The sequence below is a fragment of the Haloprofundus marisrubri genome (assembly GCF_001469955.1).
Classification (GTDB): Archaea; Halobacteriota; Halobacteria; order Halobacteriales; family Haloferacaceae; genus Haloprofundus; species Haloprofundus marisrubri.
On sequence record NZ_LOPU01000018.1, the window covers coordinates 456,600 to 472,715 of the forward strand.

The 16,116-nt window shown below is 64.3% G+C and carries 16 protein-coding genes; 4 read left to right on the forward strand and 12 right to left on the reverse strand.

All coding sequences use genetic code 11. The features are described 5' to 3' along the window. Nucleotides 1-56: 56 nt before the first annotated feature. From AUR64_RS08050 to AUR64_RS08085, 8 genes are all read right to left on the reverse strand, one after another. Nucleotides 57-518, reverse strand: coding sequence for a NuoI/complex I 23 kDa subunit family protein (locus AUR64_RS08050; RefSeq protein ID WP_058581409.1), 462 nt, complete (start codon nt 516-518; stop codon nt 57-59). Further along, a complete protein-coding gene (locus AUR64_RS08055) occupies nt 515-1,597 on the reverse strand; it encodes a complex I subunit 1/NuoH family protein (RefSeq protein WP_058581410.1) in 1,083 nt (360 codons plus the stop codon). Before AUR64_RS08055 ends, AUR64_RS08050 begins: the two co-directional genes overlap by 4 nt. Then, entirely contained in the window at nt 1,594-3,264 is a 1,671-nt protein-coding gene (locus AUR64_RS08060; RefSeq protein WP_058581411.1) for an NADH-quinone oxidoreductase subunit D, read from the reverse strand. The genes AUR64_RS08055 and AUR64_RS08060 overlap by 4 nt, the downstream gene beginning before the upstream one ends. Continuing rightward, nucleotides 3,261-3,959 carry an NADH-quinone oxidoreductase subunit B gene (locus tag AUR64_RS08065; RefSeq protein WP_058581412.1) on the reverse strand — a complete coding sequence of 233 codons (699 nt, stop codon included), beginning with the start codon at nt 3,957-3,959 and terminating at the stop codon, nt 3,261-3,263. The genes AUR64_RS08060 and AUR64_RS08065 overlap by 4 nt, the downstream gene beginning before the upstream one ends. Further along, entirely contained in the window at nt 3,956-4,369 is a 414-nt protein-coding gene (locus AUR64_RS08070) for an NADH-quinone oxidoreductase subunit A (protein ID WP_058581413.1), read from the reverse strand. Before AUR64_RS08070 ends, AUR64_RS08065 begins: the two co-directional genes overlap by 4 nt. Nucleotides 4,370-4,501: 132 nt before the next feature. Continuing rightward, nucleotides 4,502-5,119: a 5-(carboxyamino)imidazole ribonucleotide mutase gene (gene purE, locus AUR64_RS08075; protein ID WP_058581414.1), complete on the reverse strand. Its 618-nt coding sequence runs from the start codon at nt 5,117-5,119 to the stop codon at nt 4,502-4,504. After that, nucleotides 5,116-6,306 (reverse strand): 5-(carboxyamino)imidazole ribonucleotide synthase, encoded by a 1,191-nt coding sequence (locus AUR64_RS08080; protein WP_058581415.1) that lies wholly within the window; start codon nt 6,304-6,306, stop codon nt 5,116-5,118. Before AUR64_RS08080 ends, purE begins: the two co-directional genes overlap by 4 nt. A gap of 119 nt (nt 6,307-6,425) precedes the next feature. After that, the gene (locus tag AUR64_RS08085; protein WP_058581416.1) at nt 6,426-8,282 is read right to left on the reverse strand and encodes a flippase activity-associated protein Agl23; all 1,857 of its coding nucleotides are present in this window, start codon (nt 8,280-8,282) and stop codon (nt 6,426-6,428) included. Between the two features lie 165 nt (nt 8,283-8,447). Here AUR64_RS08085 and ribH point away from each other — a divergent pair, with 165 nt between their 5' ends. Then, entirely contained in the window at nt 8,448-8,852 is a 405-nt protein-coding gene (ribH, locus tag AUR64_RS08090; RefSeq protein WP_058581417.1) for a 6,7-dimethyl-8-ribityllumazine synthase, read from the forward strand. Further along, nucleotides 8,849-10,003, forward strand: a complete 1,155-nt coding sequence (locus tag AUR64_RS08095; protein ID WP_058581418.1) for a pyridoxal phosphate-dependent aminotransferase — start codon at nt 8,849-8,851, stop codon at nt 10,001-10,003. Before ribH ends, AUR64_RS08095 begins: the two co-directional genes overlap by 4 nt. Before the next feature lie 60 nt (nt 10,004-10,063). Here the strand turns inward: AUR64_RS08095 and AUR64_RS08100 are convergent, their stop codons facing one another. Continuing rightward, a complete protein-coding gene (locus AUR64_RS08100; protein WP_058581419.1) occupies nt 10,064-10,696 on the reverse strand; it encodes a hypothetical protein in 633 nt (210 codons plus the stop codon). Between the two features lie 135 nt (nt 10,697-10,831). Between AUR64_RS08100 and AUR64_RS08105 the strand changes: the two genes are divergently transcribed. Both AUR64_RS08105 and AUR64_RS08110 read left to right on the forward strand, forming a co-directional pair. After that, nucleotides 10,832-12,742, forward strand: coding sequence for a DEAD/DEAH box helicase (locus AUR64_RS08105; RefSeq protein WP_058581420.1), 1,911 nt, complete (start codon nt 10,832-10,834; stop codon nt 12,740-12,742). 178 nt (nt 12,743-12,920) lie between these two features. After that, the gene (locus tag AUR64_RS08110) at nt 12,921-13,475 is read left to right on the forward strand and encodes a DoxX family protein (RefSeq protein WP_058581421.1); all 555 of its coding nucleotides are present in this window, start codon (nt 12,921-12,923) and stop codon (nt 13,473-13,475) included. 32 nt (nt 13,476-13,507) lie between these two features. Here the strand turns inward: AUR64_RS08110 and AUR64_RS08115 are convergent, their stop codons facing one another. From AUR64_RS08115 to AUR64_RS08125, 3 genes are all read right to left on the reverse strand, one after another. Beyond that, on the reverse strand, nt 13,508-14,824 hold the full coding sequence (locus tag AUR64_RS08115; RefSeq protein WP_058581422.1) for an oxidoreductase: 1,317 nt from the start codon (nt 14,822-14,824) through the stop codon (nt 13,508-13,510). Nucleotides 14,825-14,910: 86 nt separating this feature from the next. Beyond that, the gene (locus tag AUR64_RS08120; RefSeq protein ID WP_058581423.1) at nt 14,911-15,111 is read right to left on the reverse strand and encodes a hypothetical protein; all 201 of its coding nucleotides are present in this window, start codon (nt 15,109-15,111) and stop codon (nt 14,911-14,913) included. Nucleotides 15,112-15,252: 141 nt separating this feature from the next. Beyond that, on the reverse strand, nt 15,253-15,972 hold the full coding sequence (locus tag AUR64_RS08125) for a DUF4013 domain-containing protein (protein WP_058581424.1): 720 nt from the start codon (nt 15,970-15,972) through the stop codon (nt 15,253-15,255). Nucleotides 15,973-16,116 lie beyond the last annotated feature (144 nt).

The window sequence follows — 16,116 nt, forward strand, 5'->3', positions numbered from 1 at the left end:
GTTTGAAGGTTTCGAGAACGTGCGACGCGCCCGACTTCGGGCGCTTCGCTCTCGATTTACTGGTAGTCGACCTCGCCGTCTCCCTCGCCGACCCACGCGTCCCGGTCGGGGTTGCGCGAGTTGAGGGGGTCGATTCCTTTGTACCAGGGGACGTTCTTGAGCTGTTCTTTGTTGTAGACGAACTCGTTTTTCGTGTCCGCCGTGAACTCGAAGTTCTGCGTGAGCAGGATGGCGTCGACGGGGCAGACCTCCTCACAGAGTCGGCAGTAGATACACTGGCCGATGTGGAGGTTGTACTGCTCGCCGTTGCGTTTGTCGTCTTGGACGATCTGAATCGTATCGTTCGGACAGACGTTTTCGCACTGACGACACCAGATACAGCGCTCTTGGCTGAACTTGTGAACGCCACGGAACCGCGGACTCACCTCGGGGGCGACGTCCGGGTATTCGACGGTGAACGTCTGGCCGTCGAGGGCGTGTTTCATCGTCGTTGCCATCGATTTCAGGATTCCAATCATACTATCACTCCCACGATGATGGCCGTGAGAACCAGGTTAGCGAAGGAGAGCACGAGCATCCCCTTCCAACCGATGTCGAGTAGCTGGTCGATACGGACGCGCGGAATCGCCGAGCGCGCCCACTGCGTGAGCAGGAACACCGCCCAGATTTTGATGAGGAACCAGACGAAGCCTGGAATCACTTCGAGTGCCGCGATGGGCGCGGCCGGGCCGCCGAGGAACAGCGTCGCGATGAGCGCCCCACCCAGGAAGATGTGCAGGAACTCCCCGAGGTAGAACAGCACGAAGTAGACGCTGGAGTACTCGGTCTGGTATCCGGCGACGATTTCGGTCGGCGCTTCCGGAATGTCGAACGGGTTGCGGCCGACTTCCGCCATGTTGGCGACGAGGAACAGCACGAACGCGAACGGGTTGACGAACGCGAACCACTGCGGAATCGTCAGTGCGGGCGTAATCGAGATGAGCGCCTCGCGCTGAACAGCGACGATTTCACTCATCTGGAGCGTGCCGGTGAAGATAACGACCGACGCCGCCGTGACGATAAGCGGAATCTCGTAGGCGATGTTCTGTGCGACGGCGCGAAGGCCGCCCATCAGCGAGTACTTGTTGTTCGACGCGTAGCCGCCCATCACGAGCGACAGCGACGCGATGGAGGCGACGGCGAACGCGAACACCAGTCCCGTCTCGGGGTCGGCCAGTTGAATCCCACTGCCCATCGGAATGACTGCGAAGCCGAGCAGTGCCGACGCCGGCAGGATGATGGGTGCGAGGTCCCACGCCGGGCGGTCGACGCCCTCGGGAACGATGAGTTCCTTCGAGAGCAGTCGCACCGCGTCGGCGATGATGATGAACAGGCCGAACGGCCCGATACGGTTGACTGCGATACGGTCGGTGAACGCGGCGGTAATCTTCCGCTTGGCCCACGGGCCGGCGACGGCGGTCATCGCCAGCATGATGTTGGCGATGAGAAACGCCGCGATGAGTCCGCCGACGACCTGCCCGAGCAACCCGTCACCGAGGCCGATGAGGTTTGCGATGCGTTCGGGCAGCAGAATCGGTCCTTGCTGCAGCGGCGTCATCGGTCGACCTCACCGAGCACGATGTCGAGGCTGCCGAGCGACGCGACCATGTCGGGCACGTACTCGCCGTTCGACATCTCCGGCAGCGTCTGGAGGTTCGAGAAACACGGGCTCCGAATCTTGAAGCGCGCGGGTTTCTCGGTTCCATCGGCGCGGATGTAGATGCCGAGTTCGCCTTTCGCGCCTTCGACGGCGCGGTAGATTTCGGTGTCGTCGTCCGGGCGCAGGGTCCGCGGCACGTTCGCCTGGATGTTCCGCTCGTCTTCGGGCCAGTCTTCGAGGATGTCGACACACTGCTCGATGATTTTCGCGGACTCCTCGACCTCGTTCATCCGAACGAGCAGTCGCGAGAAGTTGTCGCAGCCGTCTTCGACGCAGACGTCCCAGTCGAGGTTCTCGTAGTAGCCGTAGGGGTCGTCGCGGCGAAGGTCGTAGTCGACACCCGAGCCACGAAGCACCGGTCCCGTCGCGCCGTAGCTCTTGGCGACTTCCGGGGGAAGCACGCCCGTACCGATGGTGCGTGCCTGCAGAATCTCGTTGCCGGTGATGAGGTCGTGGAACTCCTCGAGCGCTTCGGGCAACTCCTCGAGGAAGTCGCGGGTTTTGTCGAAGAACTCGTCTCGCGGCTCCGGGAGGTCCCAGACGACGCCGCCGAGGCGGAAGTAGTTGAACATCAGCCGCTGACCGGTGAGGTCTTCGAGGATGTTCTGTACTTTCTCGCGCTCGCGGATGCCGTACATGAAGATGGCGGTGAAGTCACCGTAGACGTCGAGTGCGAACGTCGCAACCGCCAGCATGTGTGCGGCGATACGACAGAGTTCCGCGCCCATCGTCCGGATGACCTGCGCGTACTCGGGAACCTCGATGTCCGCGAGGTCCTCGGCCGCGCGGGCGTACGCCCACTCGTTGAGCAGTCCCGCCGAGATGTAGTCCCAGCGGTCCGGGTACGGCATAATCTGGTAGCGGTACGTGCCGTTCTGACACATCTGCTCCTCGCAGCGGTGGAGGTAGCCGATGTCGGGGTCGACGTCGGCGACCTGTTCGCCGTCGAGCGTCGCCTTCAGGTGCAGCACCCCGTGGGTCGCCGGGTGGTGCGGTCCGATGTTGAGGTACATCGTCTCGGAGTCCTGGTCGTCGCGGTGGTCCTCCTGAAGCGGATTCGCACCTTCCCGGAGCGAGACGACCTGAGGACGCTCCTGGTCGTAGTCCATCGACAGCGGGTGCCCCTGCCACGTGTCCGGCAGGAGGATACGCCGCAGGTCGGGGTGACCTTCGTAGTCGATACCGACGAGGTCGTACGCTTCACGCTCGTGCCAATCTGCCGTTCTGAACACCGGTTCGGCCGACTGGCTCACCGGGTTGTCCTTGGCCGTCGGCACGACGACGCTGACTTCCTGCGTCGCGTCGTCGAACTTCTTCAGGTGGTAGATGGACTCGTAGCGGTCCGCCCGTTCCTCGGCGGTGACACACGAGAGGTGGTCGAAGCCCGCCTCGTTTTTGAGCAGCGAGAGCGTCTCCTGAACCGCGTCCGGTGGGATGACGTATCCCGGTGCGTTGATGTGCTCTTCGCGTCCGATGACGAGGTCGCCGAGCAGGTCGGCAATCTCGTCGGCACTGTGGCGCTGGACGCCAGCGCTGTCACGGTCTTTCGGTCGTTCCAGACTCATGGTGAATCGGCCCAGTTGTACCGCATCACGAGGTCGTCGGTGTCGATTTCCTTGGCGAGTTGGTCGACGACTTCGTCACGTTCGAGGTCGCCGAACTGTTCGAGTTCGTACGGCTTGACGACGACCGGCGAACTCTCGCCGTTGGCGATGCGCTCTTGGAGTTTCACGACGCCGTAGATGAGTGCTTCCGGGCGCGGGGGACAACCGGGGATGTGGATGTCCACCGGGATGACCTCCTCTGCGCCCTTGACGACGTTGTAGCCCTCCTGGAACGGGCCGCCCGAAATCGTACAGGAGCCCATGCCGACGACGAACTTCGGTTCGGGCATCTGGTCGTAGACGCGCTTCATCCGCGGCGCGAACTTCGAGACGATGGTGCCGGGCACGATGATGACGTCGGCCTGTCGGGGCGACGCACGTGGTACACCCGACCCGAATCGGTCGAGGTCGTGTTTCACCGCGTAGGTGTGCATCATCTCGATGCTGCAGCAGGCGATACCGAACTGCAGCATGAACATCGAGGAGCCACGAACCCAGTTCATGAACTTATCGAACTTCGTGAGGATGAACGGTGACGACCCGAACGCTTCCCGAAGCTTCGAGTTGAACCGGTCGTCTGCGCCCGCCATGCGGGCGTCGCGGGTCTCGGTCAGTACTTGTGAATCGTCTGTGACGAATGGCTGGTCGCTACTCATGATTGCCTCTCAGTCTTCCGACGGGTCGCACGTGGGCTTTTGACCCACTCGACCGCGCCGTTGCGCCACGCCCAGAGGAGACCGACGACGAGGATGCCGACGAAAACGAGCATCGGCGTCAACACCGCACCGAGACTGACACCCTGCTCCAGCGCGGAGCGATAGATGACGGTCCAGGGGAAGATGAGGACGGTTTCGATGTCGAAGACGACGAACAGCAGCGCAACCATGTAATACTGAATGTTAAACTGGATGCGCGCGGTCCCCGTCGGAATCTCACCGCTCTCGTAGGTGGCGCTCTTTCCTTGTTCCGGCACACTCGGACGGAGTAACGACGACACCGCCATCATCCCAATCGGGATGCCGATGCCGACAACCGCCAATGCGCCGATGGCTATCCATGGATTCATACCGGAGTTTCCAACGTGCGGCGCTTGGGTGTGCTACCCTATAAGCGTTGATTGTTGCTTTCTCTGCCGAAAACGAGGGCGTCGAATGCCGACGAGACGATTCGGGCCGAAGCGGTGGGCGACGCGTCCGTATTATCCCTTTCGGCCCCTGTAGCCGTCCAGTCCGAGTCGGTGGAGTTCCCGTGATGCGGTTGCGACCTCTCCTTGCAGTCCGTCGTGGTAGTCGACTAGTCTGTCTACAAGTTCTTCGTGCGCACGTGAGAGAATCTGCCCCGCCGACAGCCCGGCGTTGAACGATTTTCCGGCGTCGACAGCGACTATCGGCGCACCTGTGGGCATCCCGATGACCGAGTCCACCGACTTCTCCTGCACCGGAACGCCGATAACTGGGAGGGGGTAGGCGATGGACGCGGTCATGTTCGGCAGGTCCGCGGACTTCCCGCCCGCGCCAGCGATGATGACTTCGACGCCGCGCGCGGCGGCCGTCTCCCCGTAGGCGTACATCAACTCCGGCGTCCGGTGCGCCGAAACGACGTAGCTCTCGAAGGTAAAACGCGCGTCGGGAGCGCTCTCGTAGTCGGTTTGCTCCTCGAAGCCTAGCGTTTCGAGCGCTTCGTACGCACCGGCCATCACGTCGAGGTCCGAGTCCGACCCCATGATGATGCCCACGTCGGGGGTCTCCTCCGGTGGTTTCTCCTGCTCTGCCTCCGCTTCCAACTGGTCGATGAGTTCCTGTATCTCGTCGGTCATCGTCCTCTCTCCGGACTGTCTCCGCCGTCTGCAAAACACAGTTCGTCGACGACGCTGCGCGCCGTCTCCAACAGGTCGTCGGTCGTCACATCCTCGTCTCGCTTCTCGTCATCGACGAGCGTTACGTGGCCCATCTTCCGAAGCGGGCGGACTTCGTGTTTGCCGTACCAGTGCAGCCCCGAACCCGGCGTCGACAGTGCGTGTTCGACACCCTCCAACGTCGCCGGCTGGGACTCCTCTACGTCGCCGAGAAGGTTTGCGCTGACGGCGATGCCACGGCGCTTTGTCGCACCCAACGGCCATCCGAGTACCGAGCGAGCGTGCTGTTCGAACTGCGAAGTCAGTGCGCCCTCGATGGTCCAGTGGCCCGAGTTGTGTGGGCGCGGCGCGATTTCGTTCACGGAAATCCCCCCCTCGGACTCGAACAGTTCGATACCGAAGACGCCGCGGCCGTCGAGCAACGAGAGTACGTCGTGGGCGACGTCTTCGGCGCGTTCTCGAACGTCGTCGGAGGTCCGTGCAGGAACGACCGTCTCGCGTAGAATCTCGTCTTCGTGGACGTTCTCACCCGCGGGGAACGTTTTCAACTCGTCGTCGCCGCGGACGGCGATAACGGAGAGTTCGCGTTCGAAGTCGACGAACGACTCGGCCATCGCGGGCGCACCGCCGAGTTCCGCGAGTGCGTCTTCGGCCTCGTCGACGGAGTGGACCGGCACGTTCCCGCGGCCGTCGTAGCCGCCGGTTCGTGCCTTCAGCATCACTGCCCCGAACTCCTCGACAGCGGCCTCCAAGTCAGAAACGTCGTCGACGCGGCGGAACGGCGGAACGGGAACGCCGGCGTCCTCCAAGGTTTGCTTCTGGACGAGTTTGTCCTGAATCGTTCGCAGTGTCTCCGGCGATGGGTGGACGGCGACGCCGTACTCGTCTCGAACGGATTCGAGCACGTCGGGGTCAGCCAGTTCTATCTCGAACGTCAGCACGTCGGCGCGTTCGGCGAGTTCGCGGACGCCTTCGGGGTCGTCGAACGAGCCTTCGACCTGTTCGGCGACGGCCGACGCCGGACAGTCGGGCGTCGGGTCGAGAGCGACGACGTCGACGCCGAGCGGTGCGGCCGCCTCCGCCAGCATCCGGCCGAGTTGGCCCCCACCGACGACGCCGATGGTCGGACCGGGAAGCGTGATAATCACGGTCGCTCGGTTGTGGACGTTACTGCATAAACGTTGCTCACTTCTGGAGAGGATAGGCAGGAACGTGGATAAATCGGGCGTAGGAGAGATGGCGGCCGTCTCAGTTCAGGGCGACCCGCTCACTCCTCGGGTATCGCCGACTCGTCGATGTAGATGACGACTTCGTCGCTCCAGAGGCGGAACAGATGTCGGTGTTCGGTGTAGCCGGGGAGTTGACTCCGGACCTCCTCGGCCTCCCACTCGTAGGCGACGACGACCGGCGGTGGATTCTGTAACTCCGTTCGATTCTCACTCGGCGCGGTGCTCGTCACGTTCGCGTCGGCGCGTTCGAGATACCACGGGAGGGGGAGGCGACTGTGCCACGAGGGGCCGCCCGGCGGCATCCGGTCGACGCTCGACTCGTTTTCGACGTACAACAACTCGTCGTCGGTCGCTGGGTGGTAACTCCCGTAGAACAGTACGTCGACGCCTTCGTTCGTCTCGGCGATGCGCTCGATGGTGAGCATCGTCTGCTTCAACTCGTTTTCGGGTTGCGCCCACTGCAGCACCTCCTTGTCCTCTTCGCTGGCGCTGTCGATGTAAGCGGCGTTCGCGCCGACCACACCCGACAGTGCCGCGACGACGACGATAGCCGCGAGGCCGACACTTACGGTGTCACGAGTGACGATGGACGCCCGTGTCTCCCGGTAGAGGTAGGCGATACCGACGCTCGCGGGGAACGCCAGCGGAACGACGACGTGGATGGCCGCCCACGGCGCTTCGATGTCGGTGGCGATGGGGTAGCCGACGAGGCTGGCGACGCCCCAGTAGAGGCCGAACGCGACCAGCCATCGACGCCCTCGGCGGCCGCCGTCGCCGCCGTTGGCACCGTTGGCACCATTGCCGACACTGCCCACCTGTGCGCCGCGATTGCCGTAGCCATCGACGGCGAGGCCGACGACGGCGAAGACGATGGTGACGCCTGCTCCGTAGACGAGCGTCTCCGAGAGGCCGTAGAAGTACGGCAGATACGGGTGGTCCTGGTGGTCGCCCGACCCCCAACTGTCGTAGAACGACTCGGCGGCGCCTATCGTCGCCTCGTCGAGCACGCCGGCCAGTGCCGCCGGGTTTCCGAGCGCCTGCCAGAGTTCAGGCCGCGGCGCGTAGAAGAACGCCACGACGGCGAGGAACACGACGAGTGCGCCGACGACGTTGACGACGAGAACGCCGGCGCCGTACTCGAAGGTGTTCCACCGATTCGTCAGTCTCCGCTTGGCCCACGCCGGGCGCGACCGCAGGTACTCACCGACGGAGTCGCCGCGGGCGGCGAGACCGACGAGTCGGTGGTCGAACACCAGCACCGTCGCCCCGAGATAGCACGCGATGTAGAGAATCGCGTTCCCTTTCGTCGTGAACGCGAGCCCCATCGAGACGGCTGCGAAGTAGAGATATCGCAGTTTGCCGGTGTCGACGGCACGGACGACGAAGCCGAGTGCGAACACCGAAAACGCGGCGACGAGCACGTCGTTTCGCATGAACCGCGAGTAGTAGACGAGGAGGGGATTGGCCGCGAAGACGAGTGCGAGACCGACGACTTCGGTGTCTTCGAGATGCTCGCGGAACAGCCACGCCGCCAGCGGGAAGAGGCCGCCGACGAGGGCGACGACGAGGCGCGCGGAGAAATCCGAGATGCCGATGAACGTAAACACCCAGTCGTTGACGACGGGCAGAAAGGGGCCGTGGATGATTGGACGGTAGAAGAACTCGCCGTTCTCGTGGTAGCGCAGTATCCAGTAGCCGACTCGGCCTTCGTCCCAGTGCATGATTCGAGCGCCGAGGCCGACGACGCGGACGAGGAGGGCGAGGGCGGTGACGGCGAGGACTGCGTAGAGGGTTCGTGCGCCGGTCAGGAGTCGTCCCGGCGTCGCCGTCTCCGCGTTCGAGCGGTTGACGGCGTTCGTCGGTGCCGTTGCACCGACTCCGTCGTCGCTGGTCATACCTCGCTTCTCGCACACGGGGGATAACAACTCTTGTGTTCGCCGTCAGGTCCATCACACCTCCTGTGCCCATCGTCAGCTCCCGGTCGTCCGTCGAACCGCGCGACCACCGCAATCTCGGCGGCTAACGGTAGGTCTTTGGGCCGGCCTATCTTCCTCCCCAGTATGGTCACACTCGGACTGGTGGCGGCGAGGTTCAACTCGTCAGTTACCGAGGAGATGGAGGCGAGCGCCCGCGAAGCGGCCGACTCCCGCGGCGCGACGGTCGCCGAGACGGTTCACGTGCCGGGCGTGTACGACGCCCCGCTGGCGGCGGACCGCCTCGCTCGTCGTGACGACATCGACGCCGTCGCCGTCGTCGGTGCCATCGTCACCGGCGACACCGACCACGACCGGGTCATCGCCGACGCGACGGCGCAAGGACTCACGCAGGTGAGTCTCGACCGCGACGTCCCCGTCACCTTCGGCGTCAGCGGTCCGGGAATGAGCGGTGCGGAAGCACGCGAACGCGTCGGCAAAGGAGCCGACGCCGTCGACGCCGCACTCGACCTACTGGAGGAACTTCCATGAGCTACGAATTCGATTTCTCTGACCGTGTTGGCCGTGTCGAACCGAGCGCGACGCTCGCCATCAGCAACCTCGCGGGCGAACTCGAAGCCGACGGCGTCGACGTCGTCGACCTCTCGGTCGGCGAACCCGACTTCCCGACGCCCGAGAACGTGATTCGCGCCGGCCAAGCGGCGATGGACGCCGGTCACACCGGCTACACGTCCTCGAACGGCATCACCGAACTCCGCGAGGCCATCGCCGAGAAACTCCGCGGCGACGGCATCGACGCCGAAGCAGGGGAGATTATCGTCACGCCCGGCGGCAAGCAGGCGCTGTTCGAGACGATACAAACCGTCGTCGACGACGGCGACGAAGTCGTCCTCTTGGACCCGGCGTGGGTCTCCTACGAGGCGATGGTCAAACTCGCCGGCGGCGACCTCTCGCGCGTCGACCTCTCGCCGCACGAGTTCCAACTCGAACCGGCGCTCGACGAACTCGCAGACACTGTCTCCGACGACACCGAACTCTTGGTCGTCAACTCCCCGAGCAACCCGACTGGGGCGGTGTACTCCGACGCGGCGCTCGAAGGCGTCCGCGACCTCGCGGTCGACCACGACTTCGCGGTCATCTCCGACGAGATTTACGAGCAGATAACCTACGGCGTCGAACACACGAGTCTCGCCACGTTCGAGGGGATGGAAGACCGCACCATCACCATCAACGGTTTCTCGAAGGCGTACTCGATGACCGGGTGGCGTCTCGGCTACCTCCACGCACCGGAGGCACTCATCTCCGAGGCAGGAAAGCTTCACAGCCACTCGGTGTCCTGCGCCGTGAACTTCGTCCAGCACGCAGGCGTCGAAGCCATAACGAACACCGACTCGGCGGTCGAAGAGATGGTCGACGCGTTCGAGGAGCGCCGCGACATGCTCGTCGAGATGTTCGACGAACGCGGCGTCGACGTTTCCACTCCCGACGGCGCGTTCTACATGATGATTCCCGTCGCTGACGACGACCAGCAGTGGTGCGAGGAGGCGATTCAGGAGGCACACGTCGCCACCGTTCCGGGAAGCGCCTTCGGCGCACCCGGTTACGCTCGTATCTCCTACGCGGCGAGCAAAGAGCGACTACAGGAAGCCGTCGAACGGTTGGACGACGGCGGAATGCTGTAGAAGCGCGCCCGTCTTTCGATTTCAGTCCTTTTTGCAGAACCAGACCAGCAACCGGCCGAGCTACGCGTCGGCGACTTCTCCAGCCGGACTCGATGCACTCGTTCGCTTGTCAGCGACCATCCCACCGATTCCGCCGAACACCAGCGGGTAGGCGAGACCGAGGAACACCGACGAAAGTCCGGCGGGTGACGCAACCGTCTGGGCCTCTGCTGCGCCTGCGGTGAAGACAAACGCCCCCAAGAGTAACAGCGGGAAATAGCCGGCGACGACGCTCGCACCGGCGTTTCGCGCGCCGTTCGAACCGGGCGTCTCCGCAGTACGGACGACGGCGTATCCCGCCGCGACGAGCAACAGTGGTGGCAGCAGATACAGCGCGTACAGCGGACCGCCGAGCGTCGCCAACAGTGACTGATTCGTCAACCCGCCGAGGCCGTTCACGGCGTCGGCGATGGGGACGCTCGTCGGCACGAGATGGGCGTTGTAAAACAGCCATCCAGAAGCAATCCACGACGCCGGGTCGGAACCCAAAATCTCGCCGAGTGGAGCGGCGTCCGCCGTTTCACCAGCGATTTCGATAGCGGCGACGGCACCGGTTCGTCCGGCGGTCGCGGCGACAGTCACCGCGTAGCCGACCGCGTACACGACTGCACCGACCGACGCGGAGCGGCGCAGCGGGAGGTGTGTGACGGGCATTGCTCCGACGACAAAGCCAGCGAATATAGATGTTTCCCCTATGTTGACACGAACGCTGTGTCCGGAAAGTCGGCCCTGTAATACTCCCACTCCGCGGCGTACCTTTTTACCCGAAGCCGAAGTCAGAGAGTGACAATGCGTGTCCGGGACCTGCCGCTGTCCGACGAGTTGGTCGCCCACTACGAGGCGCAGGGTATCGACGAACTCTACCCGCCGCAGGCGGCCGCGGTGGAGGCCGGTGTCTGCGACGGCGGCGGCGTCGTCGCCGCGATTCCGACGGCATCGGGAAAGACGTTCATCGCCGAACTGGCGATGCTCACGGCCGACGGTCCCGGCCTCTACGTCGTCCCACTGCGGGCGCTGGCCCGCGAGAAGTACGAGGCGTTCGCCGAACTCCCGGGAATCGAAGCCGGGATTTCGACGGGCGACTTCGACTCGCCGGGCGAGGAACTCGCCGATTATGATGTGGTTGTCGCCACCAGCGAGAAAGTCGATTCGGCCATCAGAAACGGCGCGTCGTGGGTCGAACAACTCGCCAGCGTCGTCGTCGACGAGGTTCACCTCTTGGGTGCGGAGGGCCGCGGCCCGACGCTCGAAGTGACGCTGGCGACGCTGCAGCGGCGCGCGCCGGGTCTCCAAATCGTCGCGCTCTCGGCGACGGTGGACAACCCCGAGGATATCGCCGACTGGCTTGGGGCCGAACTCGTCCGGAACCGGTGGCGACCCATAGACCTCAGAACCGGTGTGTACTGTGAAGAGGAGGTGAGATTCGACGACGGCACCGACCTCACCGTCGACTGCGACAGTGGAGAACTGCCGCCGAGCGCCGACGCCGACACCGAGGCGACCGCGGCCTTGGTCGCCGACGCCGTCGCCGCCGGCGGACAGGCGCTGGCGTTCGTCCGCTCGCGCCGCGAAGCCGAGTCGCTCGCGCGCCGACTCGCCCAGGACGGACTCGGTTCTGCATCCGACGTCGCCGACGAGGTGCTCGACGCGGGCGCGACGGAGACGGGCGAGCGACTCGCCGACGCGCTCGATTCGGGCGTCGCGTTCCACCACGCGGGCCTGCGGAGCGACCACCGCGTCGCCGTCGAAAACGGCTTTCGCAGGCGCGAGATATCGGTTATCTGCGCGACACCGACGCTCGCCGCCGGCGTGAACGTCCCCGCCCGGCGCGTGGTCATCCGCGACCAGAAACGGTACACAGGCTCCGAGATGGCGTGGCTGCCCGTGCTCGAAGTCCACCAGATGTGTGGCCGGGCGGGTCGACCTCATCTCGACCCGTACGGTGAAGCCGTGCTCGTCGGCGACGAGAACACCCGCGACGAGTTGCAGACGCGGTACGTCGACGCCGAACCCGAAGCGGTGGAGTCGAAACTCGCCGACCGCGAGGCGCTGCGGACGCACGTGCTCTCGGTCGTCGCAAGCGAGTTCGCCGACTCCCGTGAGAGCATCCTCGAACTGCTCGGCGCGACGTTTTACGCCCACCAAACGCCGGATATGGACCTCTCGGGCGTCGTCGACGCGGTCATCTCGGACCTCGTGTCGATGGAGATGATTGCGGACGAGGAGACGCTGTCGGCGACGGAACTCGGCGCGCAGGTGTCGCGGCAGTATCTCTCGCCGGAGACCGGCACGCGAATCGTCTCCGGACTCCGAACCGCCGCCGAGATGGAGACGACGACGGAACTCACTGCCTTAGAAATCGTCTGCGACACGCCCGACATGCACGGGACGTACCTCGGCAACCGCGAACGGGCGGCGATGTACCAGTACGCGACGAAACACGCCGCCGAGTTCACGACGAAAATGGGCGAAACCGAGAGCTTCGAGCGATGGCTGGAGGCGGTGAAAACAGCCAGAATCCTCCACGACTGGGTCGAAGACGTGCCCGCCCGCGACATCGTCGACGCCTATCGTATCGGTCCCGGTGACCTCGAATCCCGCATCGAACGTGCCGAGTGGTTGCTGGGCGGCGCGGACGCGCTCTCGAACGTCGTCGGCGTCTCGATGCCTCACCTCTCGTCGGTGCGCGCGCGATTGTAGGCGTTCGGAGTCTCGGAGTCGGCCGAAGCGACCGAACTTCACGCGCGTCTCGTCCCTGTCCGGATTCGGTTACGAAACCGTGCTTCGAGTCACCATTCTACACGATTCCCAGACAGTGGGAATCAGAGACTGCTTATATGGAATCTCCGTGCGATGGTTCAACTGTAAGGTGAGAATAATGACTCAGACGACCCAAAACACGTTCCAGAGCAGCATCGGCGGCTACACGATTACCGCGGACGCACACCCACTCAGTGCGTGGTTCGTCCTCGCGCTCCGTCTCATGATGGGCGTCGCGTTCACGTGGGCGGGCGTCGAGAAACTCGTCGCGCCGTTCGACGCCGGCGGCTACCTGACGAACGTGGCGGCGACGAACGGCAACCCGCTGGCGGGGATGTTCGCGTGGATGGGTACAACGCCGTGGTTCGTCGACTTCGTCAACGTCGCCGTCCCGTGGGGTGAACTCCTCATCGGCCTCGGACTCATCTTCGGGGTGATGACCCGCCTCGCGGCGTTCTTCGGCGCGTTCATGATGCTCATGTTCTACTTCGGGAACTGGAGCATCGAACACGGCGTCATCAACGGCGACTTCGCCTACATGCTCGTGTTCCTCGCCGTCGCGGCGTTCGGTGCGGGTCGTATCCTCGGACTGGACCGCTACATCGAACAGTACGAAGTCGGCGGCGAGCCGCTCATCGAGAAGTACCCGCGACTCGACTACGTCCTCGGCTGAAAAGTTGGGAAAATCCGCCGACCGCTTTTTTTTCACTCCGCCTCCGAGTGACCGTGTCGCTCGTACGCGCCTTGTTTTCGCAACTCGCCCGCCCGCTTTAGCACCTCGGGCGTCCGGCAGACTCCCGGTTCGCCCGTCGCCTGCGGTACTGCGCAGTTGTTGCAGTTCTCGCAGACGACGCGAGTGTCTCCCGCCGTGTCGCCGAGCAACCGCGCCGGCAACTCGGGTTCCGCGTAGAACGGTCGCGCCATCCCAACCATGTCGCAGTCGCGGCCGAGTAGCCTCTCCATCTCCCCCCGCTCCCGAATCCCGCCTTCGGCGAGTATCGGAACGTCTACTCGCTTTCGGACCGCTCGACAGAGGCCGGCATTCCACGCCGGGTCGAAGTCGTACGCGAGCGACTCAACCCAGTTACCGAAGGCGACGAGCGCTGCCCGGCCCCGCCCGCCGAACGCCTCGGCGTACCCCTCTCTGTATCTCTCGTCGCGCCACGCGCGCGTCGGGAACTCGCCGCGAACGATGCTCATATCCCAGAACACCGAAGCGTTCACCGGAACGAGCGCGTCGTAGCCGATGCCCGCGAGTCGCTCGCAGATTCGGACGGCGTCAACCGCAGAGAGTCGGCTACGGACGAACGGCGGGGCCTCCGTCTCTGCGGGCACTTTCGTCATGAGAGGCACATCGCCCGCCCGCTTGCGAATCTCGTCGTGGACGAGTTCCAAGAAGCGCACGCCGTCTCTGAACTCGTCGACACGACAGTTGTAGAAGGGTGAGAGAAACTGCTGGACGATACCCATGTTCGCGCCGGCGAGGTGAATCGCGTCGTAACCGGCGTCGACGGCGTAGGCGGCCGACCGGCCGAAGTCGGCGGCCAACTCGTACACTTCTTCGGTAGTCATGACGTGCGCGTCGTAGCTGAGAAATCCGAGTCTGTCCAGCAATCGGAGCGGCCACGGCGGACGCGACACCGCGAGTTGCTGCAGATTGGGATTCGCTTGGCGATAGCCCGCGTGCCACGTCTCCATGCTTCGCAGGCCGCCGTGTTCGAGTTGGATGGCGATGCGGCTTCCGTGGGCGTGAATCGCGTCGGTCAGTGTCGAAAGTTCGGCCACGAACTCGGGGTCGTGAACGCGGGTCATCCCCGGCGCGGCGCAGCCACCTTCGCCGCGGACGATGGTCGCGCCCTGACAGACGAGTCCCGCACCCGCCGCGGCGGCCGGTTCGAGGTCCGACACGAGCGTCTCGACGGCGTCGTCACCGTTTCCCGCGCATTCCAGAAGCGGCGCTCGATACAGTCGGTTCGAGAGGGTGAGGCCGCCGATTTCGAGCGGGTTTTCGAGCCGCGACATAGCTCATAGTTCGAGGGAGTCGCCAAAACGATGTGGTCGGCGACCTGTCGAATCGTCTCTCGGCTTCGGTTCGTGTCCCTTGCTCGCTATTCCCCGACCTGTTCGTGCGTGTGGTGAAAAAACTGGACGAGCGCCTCGCCGTCGCGCAGTATCGGTTCGAAGCAGACACGGCGGTACTGTGTGTTGTCGAGCAGATTGACCAAGAGTCCGGCGTCGTGTTCCGACACGGAATCGTACGCGGTGTCGCAAACCGGGCAGACCGACGGTGCGTCCTCCGGAACGTACATACTCGATGTTTAGCATCCTATCGAGAAAACGAATCTGTTGTCCGAACGAGTCGCCGCTTGCGCGGATTCGCCGCGTTGTCGGCAGTGGATGATGCGTCGTCGACGGCGGGGACGTGCTGTCGACGCTGAGTGAACGGTCGATTATGCGGCCGGATACTCGCCAGTCACCGGGTTGCGGGGCGTCGCCGTCCGGATAGTTCGCCACGAGCGACCGAAGAGGTACGCCGCGGCGACGAGCGCGTAGAACGTGACGAACGTCGTCAGCAGTCCCCCGACGAACGTCGCCGCCAGCAGTCCGCCGAGGATGCCGGAAGCGAACAGGATGGCCACCGCCGAGAGCCACGCTGTCGCGTACGTTCGGGTCGTGACGGCCTGCCAGAGCGTGCGTCCCGCGAACGCCGCGCCGAGGCGGCCGGTCGTCGCGTAGTTCGTGACGGCCGCGGGGCCGACGTACAGGCCGGCCGCCCAGATGGCGAGCGACCCGACGACGGTGACGAGGGTGATGACGAAGCCGACGAGCGGACTCAGCGTCGGGGTCGGGGAGGGTTCGCCGGGGACGACGACGAACACCGTCCCGAGGACCAGAAAGCCGACGAGGCCGACGACCAGCGACGGGAGGACGAAGTAGACGAAGCCGACGACAGCAGCGAACAGCCCGTCGACGGTCATCTCGACCCAGTCGCCGAACGCCGGCGCTCGCTCGTCACCGTCGGCGGTACCGCGGAGTACGCGGACGAGGTAGCCTGCGACGGTGAACAGGGGGAGTATGAGGAACCCCAGCAGGAGGAGGATACCACCGACGAGTACCGTCGAGACGGCGTCGTCGCTCTCGCGGAGGTAGTTGAGGGAATCGGAAATCATGACCGACTCTGATTCTCTCGCTGAGAAGATAACGATATCGTGAGGGTGTTCGCTCTGACTCCGCTGCTGGCTGTGTTCACACGACTGCAGGGTGAGGCTCACCGGTCTCTCGGAAGTCGCCGTCCGACTCGGATTTCGGGTGAT